This window comes from Jiangella ureilytica, from assembly GCF_004348545.1.
Classification (GTDB): Bacteria; Actinomycetota; Actinomycetes; order Jiangellales; family Jiangellaceae; genus Jiangella; species Jiangella ureilytica.
Window position 1 is genome coordinate 1 of the sequence record NZ_SMKL01000018.1, and the last position, 23,194, is coordinate 23,194.

At 74.5% G+C, this 23,194-nt stretch carries 22 protein-coding genes; 11 read left to right on the forward strand and 11 right to left on the reverse strand.

What is annotated here, in order from left to right; genetic code table 11:
* A partial coding sequence (locus E1212_RS10115; protein WP_203416719.1) for an AfsR/SARP family transcriptional regulator occupies positions 1-532 on the reverse strand: 532 nt, incomplete at its 3' end.
* Between the two features lie 100 nt (positions 533-632).
* Here E1212_RS10115 and E1212_RS10120 point away from each other — a divergent pair.
* Positions 633-1,508 carry an NAD(P)-dependent oxidoreductase gene (locus E1212_RS10120; RefSeq protein WP_131981917.1) on the forward strand — a complete coding sequence of 292 codons (876 nt, stop codon included), beginning with the start codon at positions 633-635 and terminating at the stop codon, positions 1,506-1,508.
* 16 nt (positions 1,509-1,524) lie between these two features.
* On the opposite strand, the gene E1212_RS10125 is transcribed toward E1212_RS10120, so the two are convergent.
* Positions 1,525-1,872, reverse strand: a complete 348-nt coding sequence (locus E1212_RS10125) for a winged helix-turn-helix transcriptional regulator (protein WP_131981919.1) — start codon at positions 1,870-1,872, stop codon at positions 1,525-1,527.
* Between the two features lie 70 nt (positions 1,873-1,942).
* Here E1212_RS10125 and E1212_RS10130 point away from each other — a divergent pair, with 70 nt between their 5' ends.
* The gene (locus tag E1212_RS10130) at positions 1,943-2,416 is read left to right on the forward strand and encodes a group II truncated hemoglobin (RefSeq protein WP_203416720.1); all 474 of its coding nucleotides are present in this window, start codon (positions 1,943-1,945) and stop codon (positions 2,414-2,416) included.
* A gap of 43 nt (positions 2,417-2,459) precedes the next feature.
* Positions 2,460-2,858, forward strand: a complete 399-nt coding sequence (locus tag E1212_RS10135; RefSeq protein WP_131981921.1) for an MmcQ/YjbR family DNA-binding protein — start codon at positions 2,460-2,462, stop codon at positions 2,856-2,858.
* 76 nt (positions 2,859-2,934) lie between these two features.
* Here E1212_RS10135 and E1212_RS10140 read toward each other — a convergent pair whose 3' ends face one another.
* On the reverse strand, positions 2,935-3,516 hold the full coding sequence (locus E1212_RS10140; RefSeq protein WP_131981923.1) for a TetR/AcrR family transcriptional regulator: 582 nt from the start codon (positions 3,514-3,516) through the stop codon (positions 2,935-2,937).
* Between the two features lie 138 nt (positions 3,517-3,654).
* Here E1212_RS10140 and E1212_RS10145 point away from each other — a divergent pair, with 138 nt between their 5' ends.
* Positions 3,655-4,527 (forward strand): LLM class F420-dependent oxidoreductase, encoded by an 873-nt coding sequence (locus E1212_RS10145; RefSeq protein ID WP_131981925.1) that lies wholly within the window; start codon positions 3,655-3,657, stop codon positions 4,525-4,527.
* Here the strand turns inward: E1212_RS10145 and E1212_RS10150 are convergent, their stop codons facing one another.
* From E1212_RS10150 to E1212_RS10160, 3 genes are read right to left on the reverse strand one after another with little or no spacing between them, the layout of a single operon-like run.
* Entirely contained in the window at positions 4,528-5,304 is a 777-nt protein-coding gene (locus E1212_RS10150; protein WP_131981927.1) for an SDR family oxidoreductase, read from the reverse strand.
* 34 nt (positions 5,305-5,338) lie between these two features.
* A complete protein-coding gene (locus tag E1212_RS10155) occupies positions 5,339-7,828 on the reverse strand; it encodes an ATP-binding protein (protein ID WP_131981929.1) in 2,490 nt (829 codons plus the stop codon).
* A 12-nt stretch (positions 7,829-7,840) separates the two neighbouring features.
* The gene (locus E1212_RS10160) at positions 7,841-8,431 is read right to left on the reverse strand and encodes a TetR/AcrR family transcriptional regulator (RefSeq protein ID WP_131981931.1); all 591 of its coding nucleotides are present in this window, start codon (positions 8,429-8,431) and stop codon (positions 7,841-7,843) included.
* 73 nt (positions 8,432-8,504) lie between these two features.
* On the opposite strand from E1212_RS10160, the gene E1212_RS10165 reads away from it, so the two are divergent.
* A complete protein-coding gene (locus tag E1212_RS10165) occupies positions 8,505-9,935 on the forward strand; it encodes a DHA2 family efflux MFS transporter permease subunit (RefSeq protein ID WP_203416721.1) in 1,431 nt (476 codons plus the stop codon).
* 52 nt (positions 9,936-9,987) lie between these two features.
* Here E1212_RS10165 and E1212_RS10170 read toward each other — a convergent pair whose 3' ends face one another.
* The 3 genes from E1212_RS10170 to E1212_RS10180 are packed head-to-tail and all read right to left on the reverse strand — an operon-like array spanning position 9,988 to position 12,816.
* Complete coding sequence (locus E1212_RS10170) at positions 9,988-11,532, reverse strand: CYTH and CHAD domain-containing protein (RefSeq protein WP_131981935.1); 1,545 nt, start codon at positions 11,530-11,532, stop codon at positions 9,988-9,990.
* A 50-nt stretch (positions 11,533-11,582) separates the two neighbouring features.
* Positions 11,583-12,089, reverse strand: a complete 507-nt coding sequence (locus E1212_RS10175) for a metallophosphoesterase family protein (RefSeq protein ID WP_131981937.1) — start codon at positions 12,087-12,089, stop codon at positions 11,583-11,585.
* Positions 12,082-12,816 carry a class I SAM-dependent methyltransferase gene (locus E1212_RS10180; protein ID WP_131981939.1) on the reverse strand — a complete coding sequence of 245 codons (735 nt, stop codon included), beginning with the start codon at positions 12,814-12,816 and terminating at the stop codon, positions 12,082-12,084. Before E1212_RS10180 ends, E1212_RS10175 begins: the two co-directional genes overlap by 8 nt.
* Positions 12,817-12,928: 112 nt before the next feature.
* Between E1212_RS10180 and E1212_RS10185 the strand changes: the two genes are divergently transcribed.
* The 4 genes from E1212_RS10185 to E1212_RS10200 all read left to right on the forward strand — a co-directional run bounded on the left by E1212_RS10185 (position 12,929) and on the right by E1212_RS10200 (position 18,086).
* A complete protein-coding gene (locus E1212_RS10185) occupies positions 12,929-13,882 on the forward strand; it encodes an NmrA/HSCARG family protein (RefSeq protein ID WP_131981941.1) in 954 nt (317 codons plus the stop codon).
* A 66-nt stretch (positions 13,883-13,948) separates the two neighbouring features.
* On the forward strand, positions 13,949-15,769 hold the full coding sequence (locus E1212_RS10190) for an AfsR/SARP family transcriptional regulator (protein WP_162605408.1): 1,821 nt from the start codon (positions 13,949-13,951) through the stop codon (positions 15,767-15,769).
* A gap of 71 nt (positions 15,770-15,840) precedes the next feature.
* Complete coding sequence (locus E1212_RS10195; RefSeq protein WP_162605409.1) at positions 15,841-17,043, forward strand: M14 family zinc carboxypeptidase; 1,203 nt, start codon at positions 15,841-15,843, stop codon at positions 17,041-17,043.
* Positions 17,044-17,054: 11 nt separating this feature from the next.
* Entirely contained in the window at positions 17,055-18,086 is a 1,032-nt protein-coding gene (locus E1212_RS10200) for a M14 family zinc carboxypeptidase (RefSeq protein ID WP_131981947.1), read from the forward strand.
* 65 nt (positions 18,087-18,151) lie between these two features.
* On the opposite strand, the gene E1212_RS10205 is transcribed toward E1212_RS10200, so the two are convergent.
* The gene (locus E1212_RS10205; RefSeq protein WP_131981949.1) at positions 18,152-19,066 is read right to left on the reverse strand and encodes a DUF5937 family protein; all 915 of its coding nucleotides are present in this window, start codon (positions 19,064-19,066) and stop codon (positions 18,152-18,154) included.
* A gap of 55 nt (positions 19,067-19,121) precedes the next feature.
* Here E1212_RS10205 and E1212_RS10210 point away from each other — a divergent pair, with 55 nt between their 5' ends.
* Together E1212_RS10210 and E1212_RS10215 are read left to right on the forward strand one after the other, a co-directional pair.
* Positions 19,122-20,405, forward strand: a complete 1,284-nt coding sequence (locus E1212_RS10210; RefSeq protein WP_203416722.1) for an MFS transporter — start codon at positions 19,122-19,124, stop codon at positions 20,403-20,405.
* 90 nt (positions 20,406-20,495) lie between these two features.
* Positions 20,496-21,563, forward strand: coding sequence for a type IV toxin-antitoxin system AbiEi family antitoxin domain-containing protein (locus E1212_RS10215; protein ID WP_162605410.1), 1,068 nt, complete (start codon positions 20,496-20,498; stop codon positions 21,561-21,563).
* 111 nt (positions 21,564-21,674) lie between these two features.
* Here E1212_RS10215 and E1212_RS10220 read toward each other — a convergent pair whose 3' ends face one another.
* Positions 21,675-23,183, reverse strand: a complete 1,509-nt coding sequence (locus tag E1212_RS10220; RefSeq protein ID WP_131981955.1) for an MFS transporter — start codon at positions 23,181-23,183, stop codon at positions 21,675-21,677.
* Positions 23,184-23,194: the final 11 nt, after the last annotated feature.

A 23,194-nucleotide genomic window follows, 5' to 3' on the forward strand; every position in this document is an offset into this window, starting at 1 on the left:
GCGCACCGTAGTCGCCCGGCCCACCCGCCGCAGCCAGCCGCGCCTCGGCCCACTCCTCGACCGTGACCAGCCGCAGCTCGTCGAGCTGCCGGACCGCGGGCGCCAGGAACGCGGCGTCGGCGACGTCGGCGAACGCCGGGCCGCGCCACAGGTCGAGCGCCCGCCCGAGCAGGTCGGCACGGGTCGCGGCGTCGGCGTGCGCCCGGGCCCGGGTGACCAGTGCCGCGAACCGCCCGGCGTCGACGTCGTCGGCCGCGACCTGCAGCACGTAGCCCGCTGGACGGTGCACCAGTAGCCCGCGCCCGGCTCCCAGCGCCCGCCGCAGCAGCGACACCTTGGTCTGCAGGGCGCCGCGCGGATCGGCCGGCGGCGCGTCGCCCCACAGCGCGTCGACCAGCCGGTCGGCCGAGATCGTCCGCCCGCGGTGTGTCAGCAGGGCGGCCAGCAGCAGCCGGACCTTCGCCTCGGGGACCCGCACCGCGACGCCGCCGGCCGTGGTGACCTGCAGCGGGCCGAGCACCCCGAAGCGCACGCCACCACGCTAACCGACCACACCGACACCCGGCCGTGAGCGTTTCGAAAGCGCCCCGGCGCACGCTGCGGAGACATCCGAACGACGAGGAGACAGAACCATGACCGACCGCCACCCCGTCACCGTCGTCGGCCTGGGCGCCATGGGCCGCGAGATCGCCCGCGTGCTGCTCGAGGCCGGCCACCCGACCACGGTGTGGAACCGGACGCGGTCGCGCGCCGACGACCTCGTGGCCCGCGGCGCGACCCGGGCGGACACCGTCGGGCAGGCCGTCGCCGGCAGCCCGCTCGTGCTGGTCTGCGTGCTCGACTACGCCGCGACCCGCGAGCTGCTCGAACCGGTCGCCGCGGAGCTGGCCGGGCGCACCGTCGTCCAGCTCACCACCGGCACGCCGAGGCAGGCCCGCGAGCTCGCCGCCTGGGCCGCCGAGCACGGCATCGCCTACGTCGACAGCGGCATGATGGCGACGCCGCCGATGGTCGGCCGCCCGGGGTCGGCGTTCCTCTACAGCGGCGACGAGGCCGCCTTCTCGCGGTATCGGGAGACGTTGGAGCTGCTGGGGACGGCCCGCTGGTTCGGAGCCGACGCCGGGCTGGCCTCGCTGTACGACCTGGCGCTGCTGTCCGGCATGTACACGATGTTCGCCGGGTTCCTGCACGGCGCGGCGATGGTCGGCACGGCGGGCGTGAGCGCCGCCGAGTTCGCCGCCGACGCCGGTGACTGGCTGCGCGCGATGACGGGATCGCTGCCCCACGCCGCGAGGTTCGTCGACACCGGCGACTACACCACCGACGTGCAGAGCGTCGAGTTCAACAAGTCCGCGCTGGATGTGATCGTGCAGGCCAGCCGGGACCAGGGCGTCGCCGCCGACCTCGTCGCGCCGATCCAGGAGCTGCTCGCCCGGCAGCTCGCCGAGGGGCACGGGAAGGAGGCGTTCGACCGGATCATCGAGAGCATCCGGCCCCGTCCCGCCTGACGCCGGGCCGCACCGGTCACTCCACCGGCGTGACCGTGACCCCGTGCCGGGCCGCGTGCTCCTCGCCCCACGCGTACATCGCCTCGAGGACGGGCGTGAGGCTGCGGCCCTCGGGCGTGAGGTCGTACGTGACCGGCGCCGGGACGCCGTCGTGCACGGTGCGGGCGACCAGGCCGTCGCGCTCGAGCTCGCGCAACCGCTCGGTGAGGACCTTCTCCGACACGTCGGGCATGCGCCGGCGCAGCTCGCCGTAGCGGTGCACGCCCTCCTTCAGGTGCGCCAGGATCACCGGCGTCCAGCGGTTGGCGAGGACGTCGACGGTGACCTCGACCGGGCAGTAGTACCGCGTGCGCGCGACGCTCATGGCCGCCTCACCTCCACGCACCACACGGTACGTTCTTGTCCCGCGTGCAGCGCGGTGGTGGACTCGTCGGGTGAGTGTTCCGACACTGTACGAGTGGGCCGGCGGCGCCCCGGCGTTCGAGCGGCTGTTCGCCGCGTTCTACGTGAAGGTCCGGGCCGATCCGGAGCTGGGCGAGCTGTTCCGCGACATGGACCCGGGCCATCCGCGGCACGTGGCCGCCTGGCTGGGCGAGGTGTTCGGCGGGCCGAAGGCGTACTCGGAGCAGCGCGGCGGGCACGCGCACATGGTCGGCAAGCACGTCGGCAGGGCGATCACCGAGCGGCAGCGGCGGCGCTGGGTCGAGCTGCTGCAGGACGCCGCCGACGAGGCCGGGCTGCCGGCCGACCCGGAGTTCCGGGCCGCCTTCACCGGCTACGTCGAGTGGGGCAGCCGCATGGCGGTGCTGCTGTCGCAGCCCGGCGCGACGCCGGACCCGCACGAGCCGATGCCGACGTGGACGTGGGTGCTCCCGCCCTGGCAGCCGCCCGGCGACGGCGACGCCTGACGGCCCCTGGCCCGGCCGCCCGGACGGGACTACCGTGATCAGCATGGCGAGCTGGGACGACGTCAGCCGCATCGCGACGGCGCTGCCCGAGGCCGACGAGCACAGCGGCCGCGACGGACTGCGCAGCTGGCGCATCCGCGACAAGACGTTCGCCTGGGAGCGGCCGCTGCGCAAGGCCGACCTCGAGGCGCTCGGCGACGCCGCGCCCGACGGGCCGGTCCTCGGCGTCTGGGTCGCCGACCTCGGGGTCAAGGAGGCGCTCCTGGCCGACGACCCCGTCGTCTTCTTCACGACGCCGCACTTCGACGGCTATCCGGCGGTGCTGGTGCTGCTCGACCGCATCGACGAGCCCGAGCTCACCGAGCTCATGGTCGAGGCCTGGCTGGACCGCGCGCCCAAGAAGGTCGCCCAGGCCTACCTCGACGAGACCGAGCCGCGCTGAAACCCCGTTGAACAGGGCCGGCGGGCCGACGACTCCCCGCCGGCGGCGACACCGTGATCGCCGGGCCGATCAGCGGTCAACGCGACGGCCGCACCCGGACGCCGTCGAGCGCCATGGTCAGCACGCGCTCCAGCTGCGCGGGGTCGGCGAACGGGTACATCGTCACGCCACCGACCAGCCGGATGACGTCGTCGAACGAGGCGTCGGGGCGGGCCTCGCCGGACTCCTGAGCCCGGCGCAGCAGCGGCTCGCCGGCCGCGCTGACGAGCTTCCAGCCGGAGGCGAACACCGCGGACCGGTGATTGAGCGCCTCGGCGATGGCCCGCTTGGTCGCCGTGTAGCCGACGAACCGGCGCAGCCAGGCGGCGAGCGCCTCCCACGGCGGCAGCTCGGCGACCTCGTCGGCGGCGCGGCACAGCACCTCGACCTCGTCGACGTAAACAGCCTCGAAGAGGTCCTGCCGGGTGGGGAAGTGCCGGTACAGCGTGCCGATGCCCACCTCGGCGCGCCGGGCGATGTCCTCGAGCGACGCGCCCATGCCGGCCGCGGCGAACGCCTCGCGGGCCGCGGCGAGCAGCTTCTCGTAGTTGCGCCGGGCGTCGGCGCGCATCGGCCGGCGTCCGAGGACGCCGGACGTCGTCTCGTCGGCGTCGGTCATGCGGTGGTCCTCCAAGGGAGCCTTGCAAGCGGAGGCGTGCCTCCATATAGTGATGTGGAGGGCGCCCTCCACTTTACGACTGCTTCCTCCCCCGAAGCACATCACATCCGGCTCTCCCAGCGAAGGACCCACCACGCCATGAAGCTCGGCCTGCAGATTCCTGACTTCACCTGGCCCAACGGCCCCGCCGCGCTCGGCAGCGAGCTGGCCGCCGTCGCCCGCACCGCCGACGACGCCGGGTTCGAGTACCTCGCGGTCATGGACCACTTCTTCCAGATCCGCGGTGTCGGCCCGTCCGAGAACGACATGCTCGAGGCGTACACCACCCTCGGCTTCCTCGCCGCGCACACCGAACGGGCGAGGCTGCTCACCCTCGTCACCGGCATCCAGTATCGCGAGCCCGGCCTGCTCGCCAAGACCGTCACGACGCTCGACGTCCTCTCCGGCGGCCGGGCGATGCTCGGCATCGGCGCCGGCTGGAACGAGGAGGAGTCGCGCGGCCTGGGCTTCCCGTTCCCGCCCACCGCCGAGCGGTTCGAGCGGCTCGAGGAGGCGCTGCGCTACGTCATGCAGATGTGGTCCGGCGACGACGCCCCGTTCGACGGCCGCTTCACGAAGGCCGAGCGGCTGCTGAACTCGCCGCAGGCGCTCAGCCGCCCGCACCCGCCGATCATGGTCGGCGGCGGCGGGGAGAAGAAGACGCTGCGGCTGGTCGCCCAGTACGCCCAGGCCTGCAACCTCTTCGACACCCCGGAGCTGCCGCACAAGCTCGACGTGCTGCGCTCGCACTGCGAGGACGTCGGCCGCGACTACGACGACATCACCAAGACCGTCTACCACCCGCTCGGTGTGGGCGAGAACGGCGACGGCACCCAGCGGCTGATCGACCAGCTCGGCCGGCTCGCCGACCTCGGCGCCGACGTCGTCATCGGCAGCCTTCCGTCGGTGCCGCGGCTCGACGACCTCGAGCGCATCGGCGCCGACGTCATTCCCGTCGCCGAGAAGCTCTGATCACCCCAGCGGCCCGAGGAAGACGCCGCCGCTGGCGTCCACGACGTTCGCGGTGATCCAGCGCGCGTCGTCGGAGACGAGGAACGCGACGGCGTCGGCGACCTCCTCGGGCTGCCCGATGCGGCGCAGCGCCGTCGCCGCGCTGAGCCGCTCGCGGACCGCGGGATCCTGCAGCGCGGCGTTGATCTTCGAGTCCGTGGGGCCCGGCGCGACGGCGTTGACGGTGATCCCGCGGGCGCCGAGCTCGTTGGCCAGGGCCCGCGTCATCACCTCGATGGCGCCCTTGCTCATGCCGTAGGCGAGCTGGTACGGCGCGGCCATCCGGGCGGCGATCGACGACACGCTGACGATCCGGCCGCCGTCGGGCATGATCCGCAGCGCCCGCTGGACGATCAGCAGCGGCGCCTTGACGTTGACGGCGAACACCTCGTCGACCTGCCGCGGCGTCAGCGCGTCGATGCCGCCCTGGAACAGCGCCGCGAGGTCGCCGTAGGCGGCGTTGTTCACCAGGACGTCCAGCGGCCGGTCACCGAGACCCGCCGCCAGTCCGTCGAACAGCGTGTCGACGGCCTCGTCGGGACCCAGCCGGGCGCCGACGGCGAACGCGCTGCCGCCGTCGTCCTCGATCAGCGCGACCGTCTCCTCGGCCGCCGCCTCGTTGCTTCCGTAGTGGACGGCGACGGTCGCGCCGTCGTGTCCCAGCCGCCGTGCGATCGCCCGGCCGATCCCGCGTGAGCCGCCGGTGACGAGCGCCGTCTTCCCTGTGAGTCGTGGCATGGCCCGATCGTGGACGGCGCCGCTCACCGTCCGCTCACCGATCGCTGACGTGACCGTCCAGCCGCTCCAGATCGGCGACGGCGCCCAGCTCGCGGAAGAGGTCCCGCGCCACGCCGACGGCGCCGAGCTGCTCCAGCGCGACGGCCCGGCCCCAGCGGTCGCCGAGCGCGGCGAACGCGGCGTGCGCGGCGGTCAGTTCCTTCTCGGCGGTCGCCTGGTCGCCGTCGTGCCCGTGCCGCAGCGCGATCGCGACGCGTGCGAACGCCTGTGACCACGCGTCGGCGGCGAACTCGACGCCGGCGTGCGGACCCTCGGTCATGAACCGCACCAGCGGCAGGTAGGGCGAGCGCGGCGGCCCGGGCGGGTAGGGGACGGCCGCCGGCCGCCCGGCGGCCGCGGTGGCGACGGCGAGGGCGTACGCCTCGCCTCGGTCCGCCGACGCCTCGGCGAGCCGGGCGGCGACGGCGGCCCGCTCGCCGGTCTGCCCGCGCAGATGCCCGTGCCAGGTCAGCGCGGTGAGCAGCCGGAGTCCGAGGGCCGGATCGTGGTCGGCGGACCACCGCAGCGCCGCGGCGAGGTTGTCGTGCTCGGCGTCGAGCCGGGCCAGCCAGACCAGTTGGTCGTGGCCGCGCAGGTGCGGCTCGGCCGTCTCGGCCAGCTCCAGGAAGGTCCGGGCGTGGACGGCGTGGGCGTCGTCGGCCGCGGTGAGCCGGGCGGCGCAGAACTCGCGGACGGTGGACAGCATGCGGTAGCGGTCGCCGACGCGCTGGAGCAGCGACTTCTCGGTCAGCCCGGCGAGCAGGTCGTCCGGCCGCGGCTCGATGGCCGCGGCGGTCTCGGCGGTGACGCCGCCGGCGTACACCGAGACCCGGGCCGCGAAGCGTTGTTCGTGCGGCGTCAGCAGATCCCAGCTCCAGGCGGTGACGGCGTGCAGCGTGCGGTGGCGAGGCGCCGCGGTCCGGTCGCCGCGCGACAACAGCGCGAACCGGTCGTCGATGCGGGCGGCCAGCTCGGCCGGGACGAGGGTCCGCAACCGGGCCGCGGCCAGCTCGATCGCCAGCGGCAGCCCGTCCAGCGCGGCGCAGATCCGCCGGACGACCCGGCCGTCCTCGGCGGTGGTGGCCGGCGTCATGGGGCGGGACGGGTCGGCCGCGGCGGCGCGCTCGCGGAACAGCCGCTCCGCCTCGTGCGGCGGTAGCGGCTGCACCGGCCAGACCTGTTCGCCCGTGATCCCGAACGGCTCGCGCCCGGTCGCCAGCACCCGCACCCCGGGCGCCGCGGTCAGCAGACGACGGAGCAGCGCGGCGAGCTCGGCGACCATCCGGTCGCAGGTGTCCAGCACCAGCAGGATCCGCCGGTCCGCGAGCGCCGCCACCAGCCGCGCGGTCGCATCGGCCGGCCCGGACCGGATCGGGAACAGCCCGGCGGCGGGCAGGCCCAGCGCGCCCAGCAGCACCGCCGGCAGACTCGCGCCGTCGTCGACCCCGTCGAGATCGGCGAAGCACACCTCGCCCACATCCGCCTCGCCCGCGGCCTCGATGGCCAGCCGGGTCTTGCCGACACCGCCCGGACCGGTCAGGGTGACCAGCCGGCCCGACGCCAGCAGCTCGCGCACGCGGACCACCTCCGCCGCCCGCCCGACGAAGCCGGTCAGCTGCGCCGGCAACGGCCGCGGCGCCGCCGGACCGACCGGGTCGCGCAGTAGCGCCGCGTTCAGCTCCACCAGCTCCGGCGAGGGCGAGACGCCGAGCTCGTCGTCCAGTCGCCCGCGGAGCCGGGCGAACACGGCGAGCGCCTCGGCCCGGCGTCCGTCGGCGGCGAGGGCTCGCATCAGCTGCCCGTGCAGACGTTCGCGCAGCGGCTGCTCGGCCGCCGCTGAGGTCAGCGACACGGCGAGCGAGCGGTGCCGGCCGAGCGCCAGCTCCGCCTCCGCCAGCTCCTCCAGGGCCGCCAACCGACGCTCCTCGAGCTCCGCGGCGGCCGCGACTGCGAATGGCGCCTCGCCGACGTCGGCCAGCGCCGGGCCGCGCCACAGGTCCAGCGCCGCTCGCAGTCGCTCGGCCGCCGCCTCGCCCGCCGACCGTGCCCGCTCGGCCGTCTCGCCCACCGCCTCCGCACCGCCCGATCCGAGTTGATCATGGAGAAATCGGCCTTCCCGGGCGTCTGGAGGCCCGATTTCTCCATGATCAACGGGGCGTGGGGCGGCCGGCGCGGCCAGCCGGGTGAAGCGGTGCACGTCGACCGCGTCGGGGTCGAGCGCCAGCCGGTAGCCGGCCGGGCCGTGCTCGACCGGCACGCCGCGTGAGCGCAGCCGCGACACCTGTGCCTCGATCGCGTGCCGCGGCGACCCGGGCAGCTCCGCCCCGTAGACGCCGTCGATCAGGCGCGAGACCGGCACCCAGCGGCCGGCGTCGAGCGCCAGCACCGCGAGCAGCGCCCGGGCCCGCCGCCCGCCCGGCGCGAGCCGGACGCCGTCGGCGCCCACCACCTCGATCGGACCGAGCAGCCGCACCCGCGGCGGCATCGAGGCCACGTCTCAGCCGTCGGCCGCGGCGGCCAGCGACCGGAACTTGCCGAGGTCGCCGCCGCAGGCCTGAGTGACCAGCTCGAGCGCGTCGGGATCGCCGGTGTCGTGCAGCTGCAGCGCCAGCACGGTGTTGATCAGCATGCCCTCGGCGAGGAAGTGGCTGGCGTCCTCGGGGGAGAGGCCGGCCTCGTCGCGGAGCAGCCGGTAGATCCTCATGAACCCGGACCGGCCGACGGGCCCGATGGCGGCGTCGTGGCCGAGGCTGAAGATGTGCAGCAGTGACAGCAGGATGCCGCGGTCGGCGATGAGGTCGATGTAGGCCGCGCCCAGCCGCTGCTGCACCGTCCGGCCGCCGTCGGTAGCCGCGACCGCCGCCCGGAACGCCGCCTCGATCCGCATGACCGCCCGCCGCGCGACCTCGACGAACAGGGTCTCCTTGCTGCCGAAGGCGCGCACCACGTACGCCTGGCTGATGCCGGCCGCGGTGGCGATCTGGTCGGTGGTCGCGCCCGCGTAGCCGCGTTCGCCGAACACGATGCTCGCCGCGGCCAGGATCGACTCGCGCCGCTCGGCCGCCGGGATCCGCCGTCTCGGTTCCATGGTTGACATGTTATCAGTCGATTACTACTGTTCAAGTAATCAGCCGATGACAACTTCCGAGAGAGGTAGGCCCATGCCCACCGCGCGATTCCGGCCGACCTGGCTGCTGATCCTGGCGGCGTCGCTGCCGATGTTCATGGCGGCGTTGGACAACCTGGTGGTGACCAGCGCGCTCCCGGTGCTGCAGCGCGAGTTCGACGCGTCCATCGAGGACCTGCAGTGGTTCGTCAACGCCTACACCCTGGCGTTCGCCGGGCTGATCCTCGTCGCCGTCGCGCTCGGTGACCGGTTCGGCCGGCGGCGGGTGTTCGCGATCGGGCTGGCCCTGTTCACGGTGTCGTCGGTGCTGTGCGCGCTGAGCGTGGAGTCATGGCAGCTCATCGCGGCCCGCGCGGTGCAGGGCGCCAGCGCGGCGGCGCTGATGCCGTTGTCGCTGACGCTGCTGTCGACATCGGTGGCGCCGCGGCTGCGGCCGCTGGCCATCGGCGTCTGGAGCGGTGTGACGGGCCTCGGCGTCGCGCTCGGCCCGCTGGTCGGCGGCGCCGTCGTCGAGGGCCTGAACTGGAACGCGATCTTCTGGCTGAACGTGCCGATCGGCGTGCTGTCGCTGCCGCTGGTGCTGGCGGTGCTGCCGGAGTCGTTCGGCCGCCGGGTGCGCATCGACCTGGTCGGCGTCGGGCTGGCCAGCGGCGGACTGCTCGCGGTCGTCTACGGCATCGTCAGGGCCGAGTCGGTGGGCTGGGGGAGCGCGCCGATCGTGGCGACGCTGACGGCGGGCGTCGTGCTGCTGGCGCTGTTCGTCGTGTGGGAACGGCGCACGCCGGACCCGCTGCTGTCGCTCGGGCTCTTCCGCGACCGCGGCTTCTCGGCGGCCAACGTGGTCGGCGTGCTGTTCAGCTTCGGCATCTTCGGCGCGATCTTCATCCTCATCCAGTTCCTGCAGATCGTGCAGGGCTACAGCCCGCTCGAGGCCGGCGTGCTGACCATGCCGTGGACGATGGCGCCGATGGTCGTCGCGCCGCTGGCCGGGCTCGCGGTGCCGCGGTTCGGGACCCGGCTGCCGATCGTGACGGGGCTGGTGTTCGTCGCCGCGGCGCTCACCTGGATCGCCCTGGTCATGACCGAGGACGTCGGCTACGACCGGCTCGTGGTGGCGTTCGCGCTGGCCGGGGTCGGCATGGGCCTGGTCATCGCGCCGAGTGCCACCGCCGTCCTGGCGACCATCCGCGACGAGGACAACGCGAAGGCGTCGGGCACCAACTCCGCGCTGCGCGAGGTCGGGGTCGCGCTGGGCATCGCGGTGCTGACGGCGGTCTTCACCGGCGCGGGCGGCCAGCTGACCCCGTCGGGCTACGTCGACGCCGCCGTGGTCGCGGTGCTGGCCGGCGCGGGCGTGGTCGGGTTGGGCGCCCTGGCCGCACTCGCCCTCCCGCACGGCCGGGCCGCGCGCGCCGGCGGTTCGCCCGCCGCGGTACCCGAGCCGGTCGGAGCGGCTCGCCGCTAGCGGCGTCGCATCAGGACGCGATCACCGTCCACGCGCCACTCAGGCCGGCGGGTCAGTTCAACCAGCGCCGCGCCTTCTTGGCCGTGACGCGCTCCCAGGCCGGGCCGAACCGGCGCTCGGCGTCTTCGGCGAGCGCCTGGTGGCGGTCGTGCAGGACGCCGAAGGTGAAGCCGTTCTCGCCGGCCTGCTGCGCCTGTGCGCCGAGCTGGCGCAGCAGCGGTCGCACGACCACGCTGTCCTGATGCTCGCCGAGCACCGAGGCGACCTTCTTGGCCCGCTTGCGCAGGCGGTTCGCGGGCTTGCCGACGGTGGGCCGGGCCAGCTCGGCGGCGTAGCGGAGTCGCTTGGCCGCCTTGCGGGCGTCGTGCAGGGCCTCGTCGCGCATGGCCGCGTCGGCGTGGTGGTCGCCGTCGATGCGCCGCACTCGCCGCTTCGTCCGCCGGTACGCCTTGCGCACGTGCCGCGGCAGCTCCGTGGCGGCGGGCCGCTCCGCCCGCTCCGTCAGCGGCGGCTCGGCGACCAGCCGGTCCAGCGCGTCGAGCAGGCGCAGATACCGGTCCGACCGCAGCGTCTCCTCCACGGTCGCGGCCGCGTCGGCCCGCGCCGGGGCGAAATGCCGTGTGAGCCGGGCCGAGACCGGGCCGACGACCAGCTCGGCCGGCAGCTCGGCGACCTGGCGGTTCAGCGTCTTCTCCATGACCTCGAGGTCGCGCGCCGGGCCGAGGCGCCGGCCGAGCCAGCGCAGCTCCGCCCGCACGGGTTCGGTCTGCCGACGGTCGAACAGCCCGCGGAACGCCCGCAGCGTGCTGCGTAGCCGCCGGGTCGCGACCCGCAACTGGTGGACGGCATCCGGCTCTGCCCGCCGCGCCGCGAGGTCGTACGCCGTCAGCGTCGCGATCTGAGCGCGTAGATAGTCGAGGACCTGGCCGCCCGCGGTGTCGTCCGCGGACCCACCGGCCTCCGGCGGCTCCCACCGCAGCGCCCGGGCCAGCTTGGACGGGGCGGAGCTGCGGAGCAGGCCGTGGCGGCGCAGTTCGGCGTCGGCGGACTCCAGCAGCGCCGGGTCGCCGTTCTCGGTCAGCTCCACCTCGACCTCGCGCCACCGGCCGGTCGACTTGCGGCGCAGGTCCGTGGCCTCGACGCGGTCGTCGGTGAGCTCCGCGACCCGGCCCTCCGCGCCCAGCAGCTGCCAGCGGGTCCGGTCGGTGACGATGTGCGCGACCGGCTCGAGCCGCGCACCCCGGATGTGGCCGACGAGCAGCTCGGCGAACTCCGCCGGCGGCACCGCGGTGCCCCCGGTGCCGGAGCCGGCCCCGTCCGCGTCGTCGAGCGGCAGTCGCAGCTCGACCCGGGTGTCCGCGTCGGCCGTCGGCACCTTCAGGTGCCAGCCCTCGTCCGGGCCGCCGGCCCGCCGCCGCAGGGTGACGCCCGCCCGGGTCAGCCGCAGGTCGGGCGTGTCGAAGTAGACGGCCTGGAGTTCCTCGGAGCTCGGGTCGACCGGGCTCGCACCGTCCGGGAACGTCAGCCCCGACACGGGCGGCGCCGGCCCGTCGTCGCCGACCTCGTACTTGCGCTCGCGTTCGATGTGGGCCGTCATACGGGATCGGCTACCCGGCGCGGGCCGGACGAAACGGGCGACGCGCCGGGTCAGGGCGTGACGGCGACGATGTCGGCGGAGATCACCCGGCCGTCGCTCAGCGTGAGCAGGCCCATGGTGCCGCGCGGCTGCCGGCGCTTGTCCGTGGGCGACCCGGGGTTGAAGACGCGGAAGCCGCGGGCCTCCTCGTTCCACGGGATGTGCGAGTGCCCGAACACGACCAGGTCGGTGTCGGGGAACCGGGCGCGCAGCCGCGGCAGCCGCCCGGACGCGGGCCCGCTGTCGTGCAGCATCGCGATGCGGACGCCGGCGACGGTGAGCCGCAGCTCCTCGGGCGCGCCCCATGCGGCGACGTCGGCGCCGTCGTTGTTGCCCTGCACCGCGTGGACCGGCGCGAAGGCCGTCAGCTCGTCGAGCACCGACGGCACGCAGACGTCGCCCGCGTGCAGGATGAGGTCGACGTGGTCGAGCACCTGCGCCACCGCCGGCGGGCAGGACTTCCAGAACCGCGGCGCGTGCGTGTCCGACAGCACGCCCACCCGGACGACCTCACCCATCGACGGCTCGCGCGACGGTGATGATGCTCCGGCTGTCCGGCGCGAACGGGCGCCGATCCCAGCCGCCGTAGCGTTCCTCGACGACGAACCCGGCCGCGGCCAGCAGGCCGTCCAGCCTCGCGGCGTCGACGAACCGCAGCGTGCCGCGGTCGACCCGCAGCGCCGTGCCCTCGCGGGTCCCGGTGGTCTCGGTGAACGTCACCCGGCCGTCGGCGACGGCCTCGACGTCGTGCCAGACGCGCAGCTCGCGGCCCCGGTGGTCCACGACGTCCATGCCGTTCTCGGGGCGCCACTGCTCCCACTCGCGGACCTCGGGGTTGCGGGTGTCGAACGCGAACCGCCCGCCTGTGGTGAGTGCTCGCCGGATGGCCGCCAGCGACGCCGTCAGCTCGGCGTCCTCCCGCAGCTCCTGGAACGCGTTGCCGGCCATGACGGCGAGGTCGAACTCGCCCGCGGCCGCGAGGCCGGCGGCCCTGCCCTCGACCCATTCCACGTCGGTGCGCAGGCGCGCGCGGTCGAGGGCGGCGACGTCCGGGTCGACGCCGCACAGGCGGCCGCGGTGCCCCTCCTCGCGGGCGCGGCGCAGCAGTCCGCCGGGTCCGCAGCCGACGTCGAGGACGGAGGCGGCCGCCATGACCAGGCCGAGGTAGAAGTCGTCGCCCGGACCCCAGGAGTTGAGCACTTCGTAGAGAGCGGCGACGTCGTCGTCGGAGTACGTGGGCTGCATCCACGCCAGCCTAGGGCCGCTGACCTGCACGTCAATCGAATATGCACGGGACGTGGATACCGCCGCTGTTGCCTCGGTTCGAGAGAACGACTGAATCCGAGGAGGATCCGCAATGACCGAGCAGAAGATCATCGTGGTGGTGGGCGCCACCGGGCAGCAGGGCGGCGGGGTCGCAAGGGCGATCCTCGACGACCCCGAGAAGCGCTTCGCCGTGCGGGCGCTCACCCGGCGGCCGGACTCCGACGCCGCGAAGGCGCTGGCCGCCGCGGGCGCGGAGGTCGTCGCCGCCGACCTCGACGACGAAGCCAGCGTGCGGGCCGCGCTCGACGGCGCCTACGGCGGCTTCTTCGTCACCGCGTTCTGGGAGTACAACTCCGTCGAGCGTGAGCAGGCGCACGCCCGCGCGCTGGCCAACGGCGCCGCGGCCGCCGGCCTGCGGCACGTCATCTGGTCGACGCTGCCCGACACCCGCGAGCACATCGCTCCCGACGACCACCGCGCGCCGACCCTGGCCGGCGGCTACAAGGTGCCGCACTTCGACAGCAAGGGCGAGGCCGACGCGTTCTTCGCCGAGGCCGGGGTGCCCACGACCTACCTGTCGACGACGTTCTACTTCGACTCGTTCATCGACTACTTCCCGCCGTCGCGCGACGAGGACGGCGTGCTGGCGCTGCGGCTGCCGATGGGCGAGGCGAAGCTGCCCGGCATCGCGGCGGAGGACATCGGACGGACGGCGTTCGCGATCTTCGCACGCGGCCCGGAGGAGTTCGCCGGGCAGACGGTGAGCATCTCCGGCGAGAACCTCACCGGCGAGGAGTACGCGGCGGCGTTCAGCAGGGCGCTGGGCGAGACGGTCGAGTACCGGCCGCTGAGCCTCGACCAGGTCCGGGCGCAGCCGACCCCGGGCTCGGACGACTTCGCGAACATGTTCTTCTTCTACGCCGAGCACCAGGACGTCTTCGCCGGCGCCCGCGACCCGGAGCAGGTCCGCAAGCTGCACCCGCAGCTGCAGGACTTCGCCGGCTGGCTGGCCGCCCACCGCGACGCGTTCACCGGCGGCGCGTGATCGGAATACCGCCTCCGGACCCGTCGTTGGCTCGAACGAGTGGCCGGCGGGTCCGGAGGAGGTGGCGTGGCCGACGAGTTGCGGTTCGAGGTGCTCGGGCCGGTGCGCGCCTGGCGCGGCGACGACGAGATCGCGCTCGGCTCGCCGCAGCAGCGGTCGCTGCTGGCCTACCTCCTGCTGCAGCACGGCACGCCAGTGACGACGGCGCAGCTGGTCGGCGCGCTGTGGGACGCCGCGCCGCCGCCGGCCGCGGTCGGCATGGTCCGCTCCTACGTGTCGCGGCTGCGCCGGACGCTGGGCTCCGAGATTGTGGCGTCGGTGGCCGGCGGCTACGCCGCCCGGCCGGCGGCGATCGACCGGACGGAGTTCGAGCGGCTCCTCGGGGCGGCCCGGTCGGCCCGGGTCGCGGGCGACGACGCGGCGACGGCGACGGCGTTGCGCTCGGCGCTCGCGCTCTGGCAGGGCACCCCGCTGGCCGGCGTGACCGCGGACTTCGCCGAGTTCGAACGGGTCCGGCTGGCCGAGCTGCGGCTGACGGCGCTCGAGGACCTCGCCGCGGCCGACATCGGCGCCGGCCGGCTCGCGGAGGCCGCGGCCGACCTCGCCGAGCTGGTCGCCGAGGAGCCGCTGCGCGAGCGGCCGCGCGAGCTGCTCATGCTGGCGCTCTACCGATCCGGCCGCCAGGCCGACGCCCTCGCCGTCTTCGCCGACGTCCAGCGCCGGCTCTCCGACGAGCTCGGCCTCTACCCGGGCCCTGACCTGCGGGCGATGCAGCGGCGGATCCTCACGGCCGACCCGTCCCACGACGCGCCGGTCGCGCCGGCCGCGCCGGCCGCGCCGGCCGCGGAGCCGCAGCTGCCGGCGTCGTTCACCGGATCCGTCGTGCGGCCCTGCCAGCTGCCGCCCGACCTGCCGGCGTTCGTGGGCCGGCACGACGAGCTGGCCGCGGCGGCAGCCGCGCTGACGCCGTCGGCCGGCACCGTCCCCGTGGTGGGTGTCGACGGGCTGGCCCGCATCGGCAAGACCACCTTCGCCGTGCACCTCGGCCGTGGCCTGCCGGCGTTCTCCGACGGCCACCTCTTCGTCGACCTCGGCACGTCCGCCGACCCGCTCGCCGAGCTGCTGCGCGGCATCGGCGTGCCGGCCGGCGAGCTGCCGGACTCCGCCGGCGAGCGGGCCACGCTCTGGCGCACGCTCTCGGCGGACCGGCGGCTGCTGGTCGTGCTCGACGACGCCCGCGACGGCGAGCAGGTGCGGTCGCTGCTGCCCGGCGCCGGCGGGGCCGCGGTCCTGGTGACGGCGCGGCAGCGGCTCTACGGACTGCCCGTCGCCCGCTGGGTGACCCTCGGCCCGCTGCCCGACGGCGACGCGCTCGCGTTGATCGAGCGGCTGGTCGGGGCCGACCGGCTGCAGGCGGAGCCGGACGCCGTCCGTACCCTGCTCACACAGGCCGGCGGGCTGCCGCAGGTGGTGCAGGCCCTGGGCGAGCGGGTCGCGTCGCGGCCCGACTGGACACTGGCGGCCGCGGTCGAGCGGCTGCACGGCCCCGAGCGCGGCGCGCCGGTGCGGGCGCCGGAGTGCTCCTCCATCGAGGACCCGTACGACACGATGCTCCTCGGCCTGGTGCCCGAGCAGACCCGGGCGTTCCTGCTGCTGGCCGTGCCGGAGGCGCCGGAGATCACGCCGGCGCTCGCCGCGCAGGTGCTGGGGCTGCCGCTCGCCGAGGCATCCGAGCTGGTCGAGTCGCTGGTCGACCTGCACCTGCTGACCGCCACCGGGCCGGACACCTACGCCTACCCGGCGCCGCTGCGGCGGTTCGCCCGCAACCGCGCCCGCGACAGCTTCGGCCCCGCCCGGCCGGTGCGGATAGTTGAGGCAATCGCCTAATTCCAGGCCGTGCCCCTTTGGGACGTGTCGGCGATCACATGGGTGCTATGTCACCGACCACAGGAGCCGACATGCGCCGTCGCACGTTCCTCGCTGGAGTCGCCGGTCTGGGAGTGGGGGCGGCACTGGCCCCCGGCGCCCACGCCGGTCCGCAGTCCCGTCCGAACGGGCCGTGGCTGCAGCCCGACCAGACCATTCAGAAGGTCGCGCTCACCGCCAACAGCGATCTCGGGCCGAAGCTGTCGACGATCGCCGCGCGCTCGAAGGGGCGGATGGCGGTCGAGGTCGCCGGCCACTCGGCCACCGGCTGGCCGATCCACCTGGTCCGCTTCGGCGAGCCGGCGGCGGGCAAGCTGCCGGTGCTCATCCAGACGCAGATCCACGGCGGCGAGCCGCTGGGCACCGAGGTGGTGCTCCGGCTCATGCAGACGCTCGCGACCAGCTCGCATCCCGGTGTCCGGGACATCCTCGACACGCTCACGATCTGGTTCATCCCGCGGCTCAACATGGACGGCGCCGACTTCCGCGACCAGACCGGGTTCCTGGTCCAGCGGCGCCAGAACACGCAGGCCTGGACGCCGCAGGAGTGGGGCCTCGCCGCCGCGACGCCGGCGCCGTGGTACCTGCCACGGAACCTGCTCCAGCCCGGCCGCGTCTCCGGCTACGACATCAACCGCGACTTCCACCCGGACCTGACGTTCCGGCTCGGCCCGGGCGACGAGGCCCTGCTGCCGGGTGAGTCGGAGCTGCCGGGCTTCTTCGTCACGCCGGAGGCCCGCACGTCGGCGGCGATCTTCCAGCGGCTGCGTCCGGAGATCTTCATCGACCACCACCACCGCGGCAGCAACGTCGAGTCCGAGACGGAGAACCAGCTCACGACGCTGCAGGTGATCGGCCTGGTCACCGAGGGCACGCCGGAGTACCCGCTCGACCCGGCGGTGCGCGACCTGAGCTTCCGGATGAACGTCCTGGTCTACGACGCGCTGCGGACGCTCGGCGAGTCGCCGTTCGGCGGCATCACCCGCTACCCCGACGTGGAGCTGCCGGGCACCGCGCTCGGTTCGTACGCGCTCAACGGTGCCGGGATCATGCTCTACGAGACGCGCTCCGTGGCGCAGAAGTCGATGGGCATGCTCATCCAGCAGTCGCTCACCGGCATGGGCGTGACGCTGGAGGCGCTGGCTTCCGGCGCGATCGACGCCGTCGACGGCGACCGGTACTGGGACATCCCGCCGGCCGGACCCTCCATCGGCAATCCGCGCAACGACATCTGAGGGAGACGACCATGCGCAGAATCGTCACCGGCCTGGCCGGGTTCGCGATGCTGGCCACCGTCCTGACGGGCGCCGGTACTGTGGCGGCCGAACCGCCGCACCTGCCGGGCGGCCCATGTGTGCAGGACGACCAGAACGTCAGCCTCTCCTCCGTCGCCGGCTACGACGACGTCATCCGTGAGCTGGACCGGATCGAGCGGACCAGCCAGGGCCGCGTCGAGGTCGCGTCGGCGGGCGTCTCCGGCGAGGGCCGCGAGCTGTACTACGCCACCGTCGGCACCGGGCCGACGACGTTCTGGCTGCAGGCCCGCATCCACGGCAACGAGCTGCACAGCACCGAGGCCGTCCTGCAGATCCTCGACCACCTCGCGAGTGGGTCACCGGACGCCAGGCTGATCCGCGAGAACCTCACCGTCGTCATCATCCCGATGTACAACCCCGACGGCGCCGAGGCGAACATCCGGCAGAGCACCACGCCGACCCGCATCGACCTCAACCGCGACTGGGAGAACTTCGCCCAGCCCGAGACCGTCGCGTTCTGGAAGCTGTGGCGCGACGTCGCTCCCGAGCTGGCCCTGGACCTGCACCACATGGGCCAGGCGCCGATCGTCGAGGGCACGAACGACCTCAACCAGTTCCAGATCGGCGCCCGCTCCATCGACCCGAGCCGGATGACGGCCGAGCAGTGGCTGACGAACCGGCAGATGGCCATGGCCAGCGTCGAGGCCCTGGACCGGTACGGGCTGGCGAACGTCGCGCACTACCCGCTGATCGACATCACCAACGCCGGGCTCAGCCGCATGCTCATGGGCGGCACCGCGCCGGCCGGCGAGCAGCCGGTCATGCAGACCCCGACGAAGGGCGCGATCTTCTACGAGGTCCGCTCGGTCGGCCAGAAGAGCAACGGCCAGCTCGAGAACCTCTTCCGCATCCCCACCATGGCGGTGCTGCGGGCCGCGGCCGACGGGTCGCTCGCCCAGCAGGACGTGTCCGGCTACGAGGACCTGCCGTTCGCGAGCCAGGGGCAGTGCGGGCGGTTCTGACGTCTCGTCCTCTCGACCCCCGGGGCCGGTCCGTGACGTGCGCGGGCCGGCCCCGGGCCCCTTCGTCACGCGCCCAGCAGCGCGTCGCCGAGCGCGGTCCGGGCGTACAGCACCACCCTGCCGGTGCGGTGCGACGTCAGCAGTCCGGCCGACCGCAGGGCACCCAGATGCTGCGAGACGCCGCCGGCGGTGAGGCCGGTGCGCCGGGCCAGCTCGCCGGTCGACGCGGGCGAGTCGAGCTCGGCGAGCAGGAGTGCCCGCGACCGGCCGAGCACCGCGGCCAGGCTCGACGAGGGGTCGGCCGGCCGGCCGCGCTCCCACAGGGTCGCGACGCCACGGACGGGATAGCGCAGCACCGGCTGCCAGGGCTCATCGGTCTTCGAGGCGACGTGCGGCCAGAGGAACGCCGACGGCACCAGCACCAGCCCGCGTCCGCGCAGCCGCCGGGTCTCGCTGACGTGCGCGTGCCGGACGGTGAGGGTGTCGCCGGCCCACGCGATCGCCGGATCGAGGTCGGCGAACAGCTGCGGCGCGCCGCCCGCGGCCAGCCGTCGCGCCCGATACAGCACGTCGCCTTCGAGCAGGTCGCGCAGCCGCGGCCACGACGGCGTGAACGCCAGCTCCCAGTACGCCGCCACCGTCGTCGCGAGCTCGTCCAGCGCGGTCCGCCCGCCGGGAACCGTGGCCGGGTCGGTACTGCGAAGGAGGTCCAGCTCGTCCGCCAGCTCGGGCGTCGGCGTCTCAGGCGTGGGCGCCAGGAAGCCGGGCAGGGTCCGGCCCGTGGTGACGTGAGTGGTGAGCGGCCGGAGGTCCAGGTCGGCTTGCCTCAGCCGGGCCCGGGTCGCCTTGACCCAGGGCAGGTGCAGCGCGTGGGCGGCCGGCTCGCGCAGCACGCGGATGCTCGCCACGACCTCCCACAGCGGCGAGAACGCGAACCGCGTCAGCGACAGGTCCTGGGCGGTGAAGGTCAGCTGCAGCATTCAGCTCAGACTAAATCTCTCGGCACGGTCCGCGCGAGCGGCGAGGGTGGCGGCCGTGACCCTCGACGCCCCGTCCACGCCTGCGCGCACCGCGGCGCCGCCCGCCCGGCGTGACCTGCACCTGCTGTTCGCCGCGGCCGCCGCCAGCAAGCTCGGCATGCAGGTCGGCTCGCTCGCGCTCCCGCTCGTCGCCGTGCTCGCGCTGTCCGCGTCACCCGGCGAGGTGGGCCTGCTCGCGACGCTCACCACCGCCGCGTTCCTGCTGATCGGCCTGCCCGCCGGCGTCTGGGTGGACCGGATGCGCCGCCGCGGCGTCATGATCGTGGCCGACCTCGCCCGGGCCGTGCTGTACGCGTCGGTCCCGGTGGCCTGGTGGCTCGACGCGCTGACGATCTCGCAGCTCTACGCCGTCGCGCTGCTGACCGGCGTGGCGACGGTGTTCTTCGACGTCTCCGCGCAGAGCTACCTGCCGCACGTGGCCGGCCGCGACCGGCTGATCGAGGCCAACTCCGTCCTCGGCAGCATCGACTGGGTCGTGCACATCGGCGGGCGCGGCGCGGCCGGGTTCCTGGTGCAGCTGGCGTCGTCGCCGGCCGCGGTGGTCGTGACGGCGGCCGGCTACCTCGTCTCGGGCGGGTTCCTGCTGGGGATCCGGCGTCGTGAGGCACCCGTGGCGGGTGTTCCGGCGGGCGCGGGCGAGCGGCGGGCGCCGATGCTGCGCTCGATCGGCGACGGCGTCCGGTTCGTGGCCGGGCACCCGGTGCTGCGCGCGGTCGCCGTCGCCGGGGCGATGACCAACCTCGGCATGCAGCTGGTCCTGGTCATGCTGCCGGTGCTGCTGGTCGACCGGCTCGGGCTCTCGGCCGGCGTCCTCGGCCTGTTCTTCGCCGCCGGCGGGGTCAGCGGGCTGATCGGCGCGGCGACGGCCACGCGGGTGGTGCGGCGGCTGGGGGCGGGCCGCGCGCTGTGGCTGCTGGGCGTCGTGATCGCCCCGGCCGGCCTGCTGGTACCGCTGATCGACGCCGGGCCGCTGCTCTGGCTGGCGGGGCTCGGCTGGGTCGTCGTGGTCTACAAGATCGCCGTCGACAACGTCGTGCTGGTCAGCTTCCGGCAGAAGGTCACGCCGGACCACCTGCTCGGCCGGCAGACCGCGACCATGCGGTTCCTGCTGACCGGAGCGGTGGCGATCGGCGCCGGGCTGTCCGGCCTCATCGGCGGCGCGTTCGGCCCGCGGACGGCGCTGTGGGCCGGCGCGGTCGTGCTGGCGCTGGTCTGGGTGCCGCTGTACCGCTCGCCGCTGCGGCATCGACGCTCCCTCGACGACGCTCCCGCGGGCTGAGTTGTCCACAGGCACGTCAGTGCGCGTGAGTCATCCACAGATCGCGCTTCGGGCCTCTCGAAGGCCGCCCGCCTGACGCAGGCTGGTCGGGTGTCCGCCCGCCTGCGCCACCTCCCGTCCGACGTGGCCGAACTGCTCCAATTGGGGTTCGGAGTCATCGACATCGCGACCGCGACGCGGGCCGGCGTCGACGAGAGCCGGTTGCGGCGGCTGGCCGCGGCCGGCCTGCTGGTCCGGTTCGTGCCTGGCTGCTATGCCGCGGCCGACGTCCTGGTCGCCGCGTCGCCGTGGGTGGAGCATGCGCTGCGGTCGCGGGCGTTCGCCCTGTACAGCGGCGAGGCGACCTTCCTGACCGGCTGGTCGGCGGCGGCGACCTGGCAGTTGCCCACGATCGGTCCGGCACCGGAGCGCGTCGCCGCGATCAGGCCGAACGGTGCCGGACACAAGGTCCGGCGCGGCCCGTACGGTGACATCAGGATCGCCGCGATCCCGCCCGGCCACGCGCGACGATTCCGGGGCATCGGCGTCATGAGTCCCGGCTGGGCCGTCGCCGACGCTGCGCGGTCCGGATCGATCGTGCCCGCCCTGGTCGCCGCCGACGCGGCTGCCGCGGCGGGCCACGACCCGTGTTGCGTGGTGCCCGCGATGGCCGGCTGGCCGGGAGTGGCGCGGGCGCGATGGGTGGCCGATCACGCCGACCCGTGTGCGGAGTCGCCGTTGGAGACGCTGGGCCGGTTCACGTGTCTGCAGTTCGACCTGCCGTTGCCGGTGGCCAACGCATGGGTCGGTGATGGTCGGCCGGAGTATCGGGTGGACGGGTTGTGGCCGTGGCACGGTGCGGTGTTCGAGGCCGATGGTGCGCTGAAGTACGACAACAGGCCCGATGCGTCGCGGATCGTGACGCGGCAGGGGGAGCGGGAGTGGCGGTTGCGGAGGCTGGGCCTGGACGTGGTGCGGTTCGGATGGGACCTCGCCTGGCGGAACCGGGCCGAGCTCGCCGCCCGGTTCGCCGCACTGCTCCGTGACAACGCCCGCCACCAGGAGCCGGTGCGGTGGTGGAAGCAGGTGCCGGGCGTAGGCGCGGTCGAGCCCGGGCCGGACGACTGGCCTTCGCCGCGGCGGACGGGAATCGTGCTGCCGGCCGGCTGGGACCGCTGATGCCTGCGAATCCGGCGGATACTCCCGAAACCGGCGCGTGCGGGCCGAAAGCGGGCACCAAGCGACGGTTTCGGGAGTATCCGCCGGACAGCCGGCCGGTCAGTTCGGACCTCATGACGGGGTCTTGCTGCGGGTGGCGGCCAGGGCGGCCAGCGCGAGGACGACGGCGAACATGCCATAGGCGACGGGCAGCCCGCCGTCGATGCTGGCGAGCGCGCCGCCACCGGCCCGGCCCAGCAGCCCGCCGATCGCCTCGGCCGTGATCACCGCCGTCGCCAGCTCGGCCGCCTGAGCCGCCTGGGGCGTCGGTGCGGGTGGCTGGAGCTCTGCCGTCGTGTCCGACCGCAGAGCTCTAGCGTCTCGAAGGGTTTCCGGGTTGCGCCGGCGATGGGCGGTCGATGCCGCCGCCTCGGCCGCCTGAGCCGCCTGGGGCGTCGGTGCGGGTGGCTGGAGCTCTGCCGTCGTTTCCGACCGCAGAGCTCTAGCGTCTCGAACGGTCTCCCGGCCGCGGGCGGCCACCGTCGTCGTCGAGCGGAGGTAGAGGCCGGGATAGGCCAGCCCGACACCCACACCGGCCAATGCCCAGGCGACGAGCGCACCGGCGAAGCCCACCGTTCCGGCACCCGCGGCGAGCACGCCGACAGCCGTCGCCGTCAGCGCGAGCCCGGCCGCCGGGACCTGCCGCTCCGGCGCGATCCGGGCGACCACGAGGCTGGTGACGCCCCAGGCGAGCGGGGCGGCGCCCAGCACGACGGCCGCGCGGGCGAGGCCGACGCCGTAGCCGTCGGTCAGCAGCACGGTGATCAGGCTGTCGGCGCCGACGTACCCGGCGGCGAACAGCGTCATCGCGGCCAGAGCCGCCGGGGCGCCGCGCCGCAGCCTCGCCGTCTCCGCCGGCAGCAGCGCGACCGTCCCAGCGGCAGCGAACGCCGCGCCCACGACGGCGACCGGCCAGATCCCGTCCGCGAGCACCATCGCCGCCGCACCCGCCGGCACCAGCAGCCCGGCCGGTCGCAGCCGCTCACCGCCCGTCACCGAGGCCGCCTCGCCGCGAACCGCCCGCACGACGAGCAGACGCCCGGCCAGCACCACCGGCACCGGGACCAGCAGTGTCCACCGCCAGCCGACGGCGTGTTCGAGCGCCAGCGTGGCGGCTGGCCCGGCCATCGCCGGCAGGATCCACATCGCCGACGACGCCGCGACCACCTTCAGCCGCAGCGCCTCGTCGAGCCGGCGGATCGCCGCGCTGATGCCGAAGACCGCGAGCAACCCGCCCGCCAGCCCGCTCGTGAACTGGCCGAGCGCGAACACCCCGGCCTGCTGCGCCGTCGCCGCGACCACCAGCCCGCCGGCGTATACGACCGTCCCGAGCGCGAGCGTCCGCCCGGCGCCCAGGCGGCGCAGCACCGTCCCGGCCAGCGGCAGCGCCACGAACAGCCCGAGCGTGCTGCCCGCGACCAGCAGTCCCAGCCGGTCGCGGGCGCCCAGCTCCGCCGTGACGACCGGCAGCAGCGTCGACGCGACGAACGTGCTCACCGCCGCCGCGAACTCGAGCGCGACGATGCCGACGGCGAGCAGGCGATCGCCCGCCCGCCGCCGGCCGTCCGCGCGCACGCTCATGCGAGCATGCT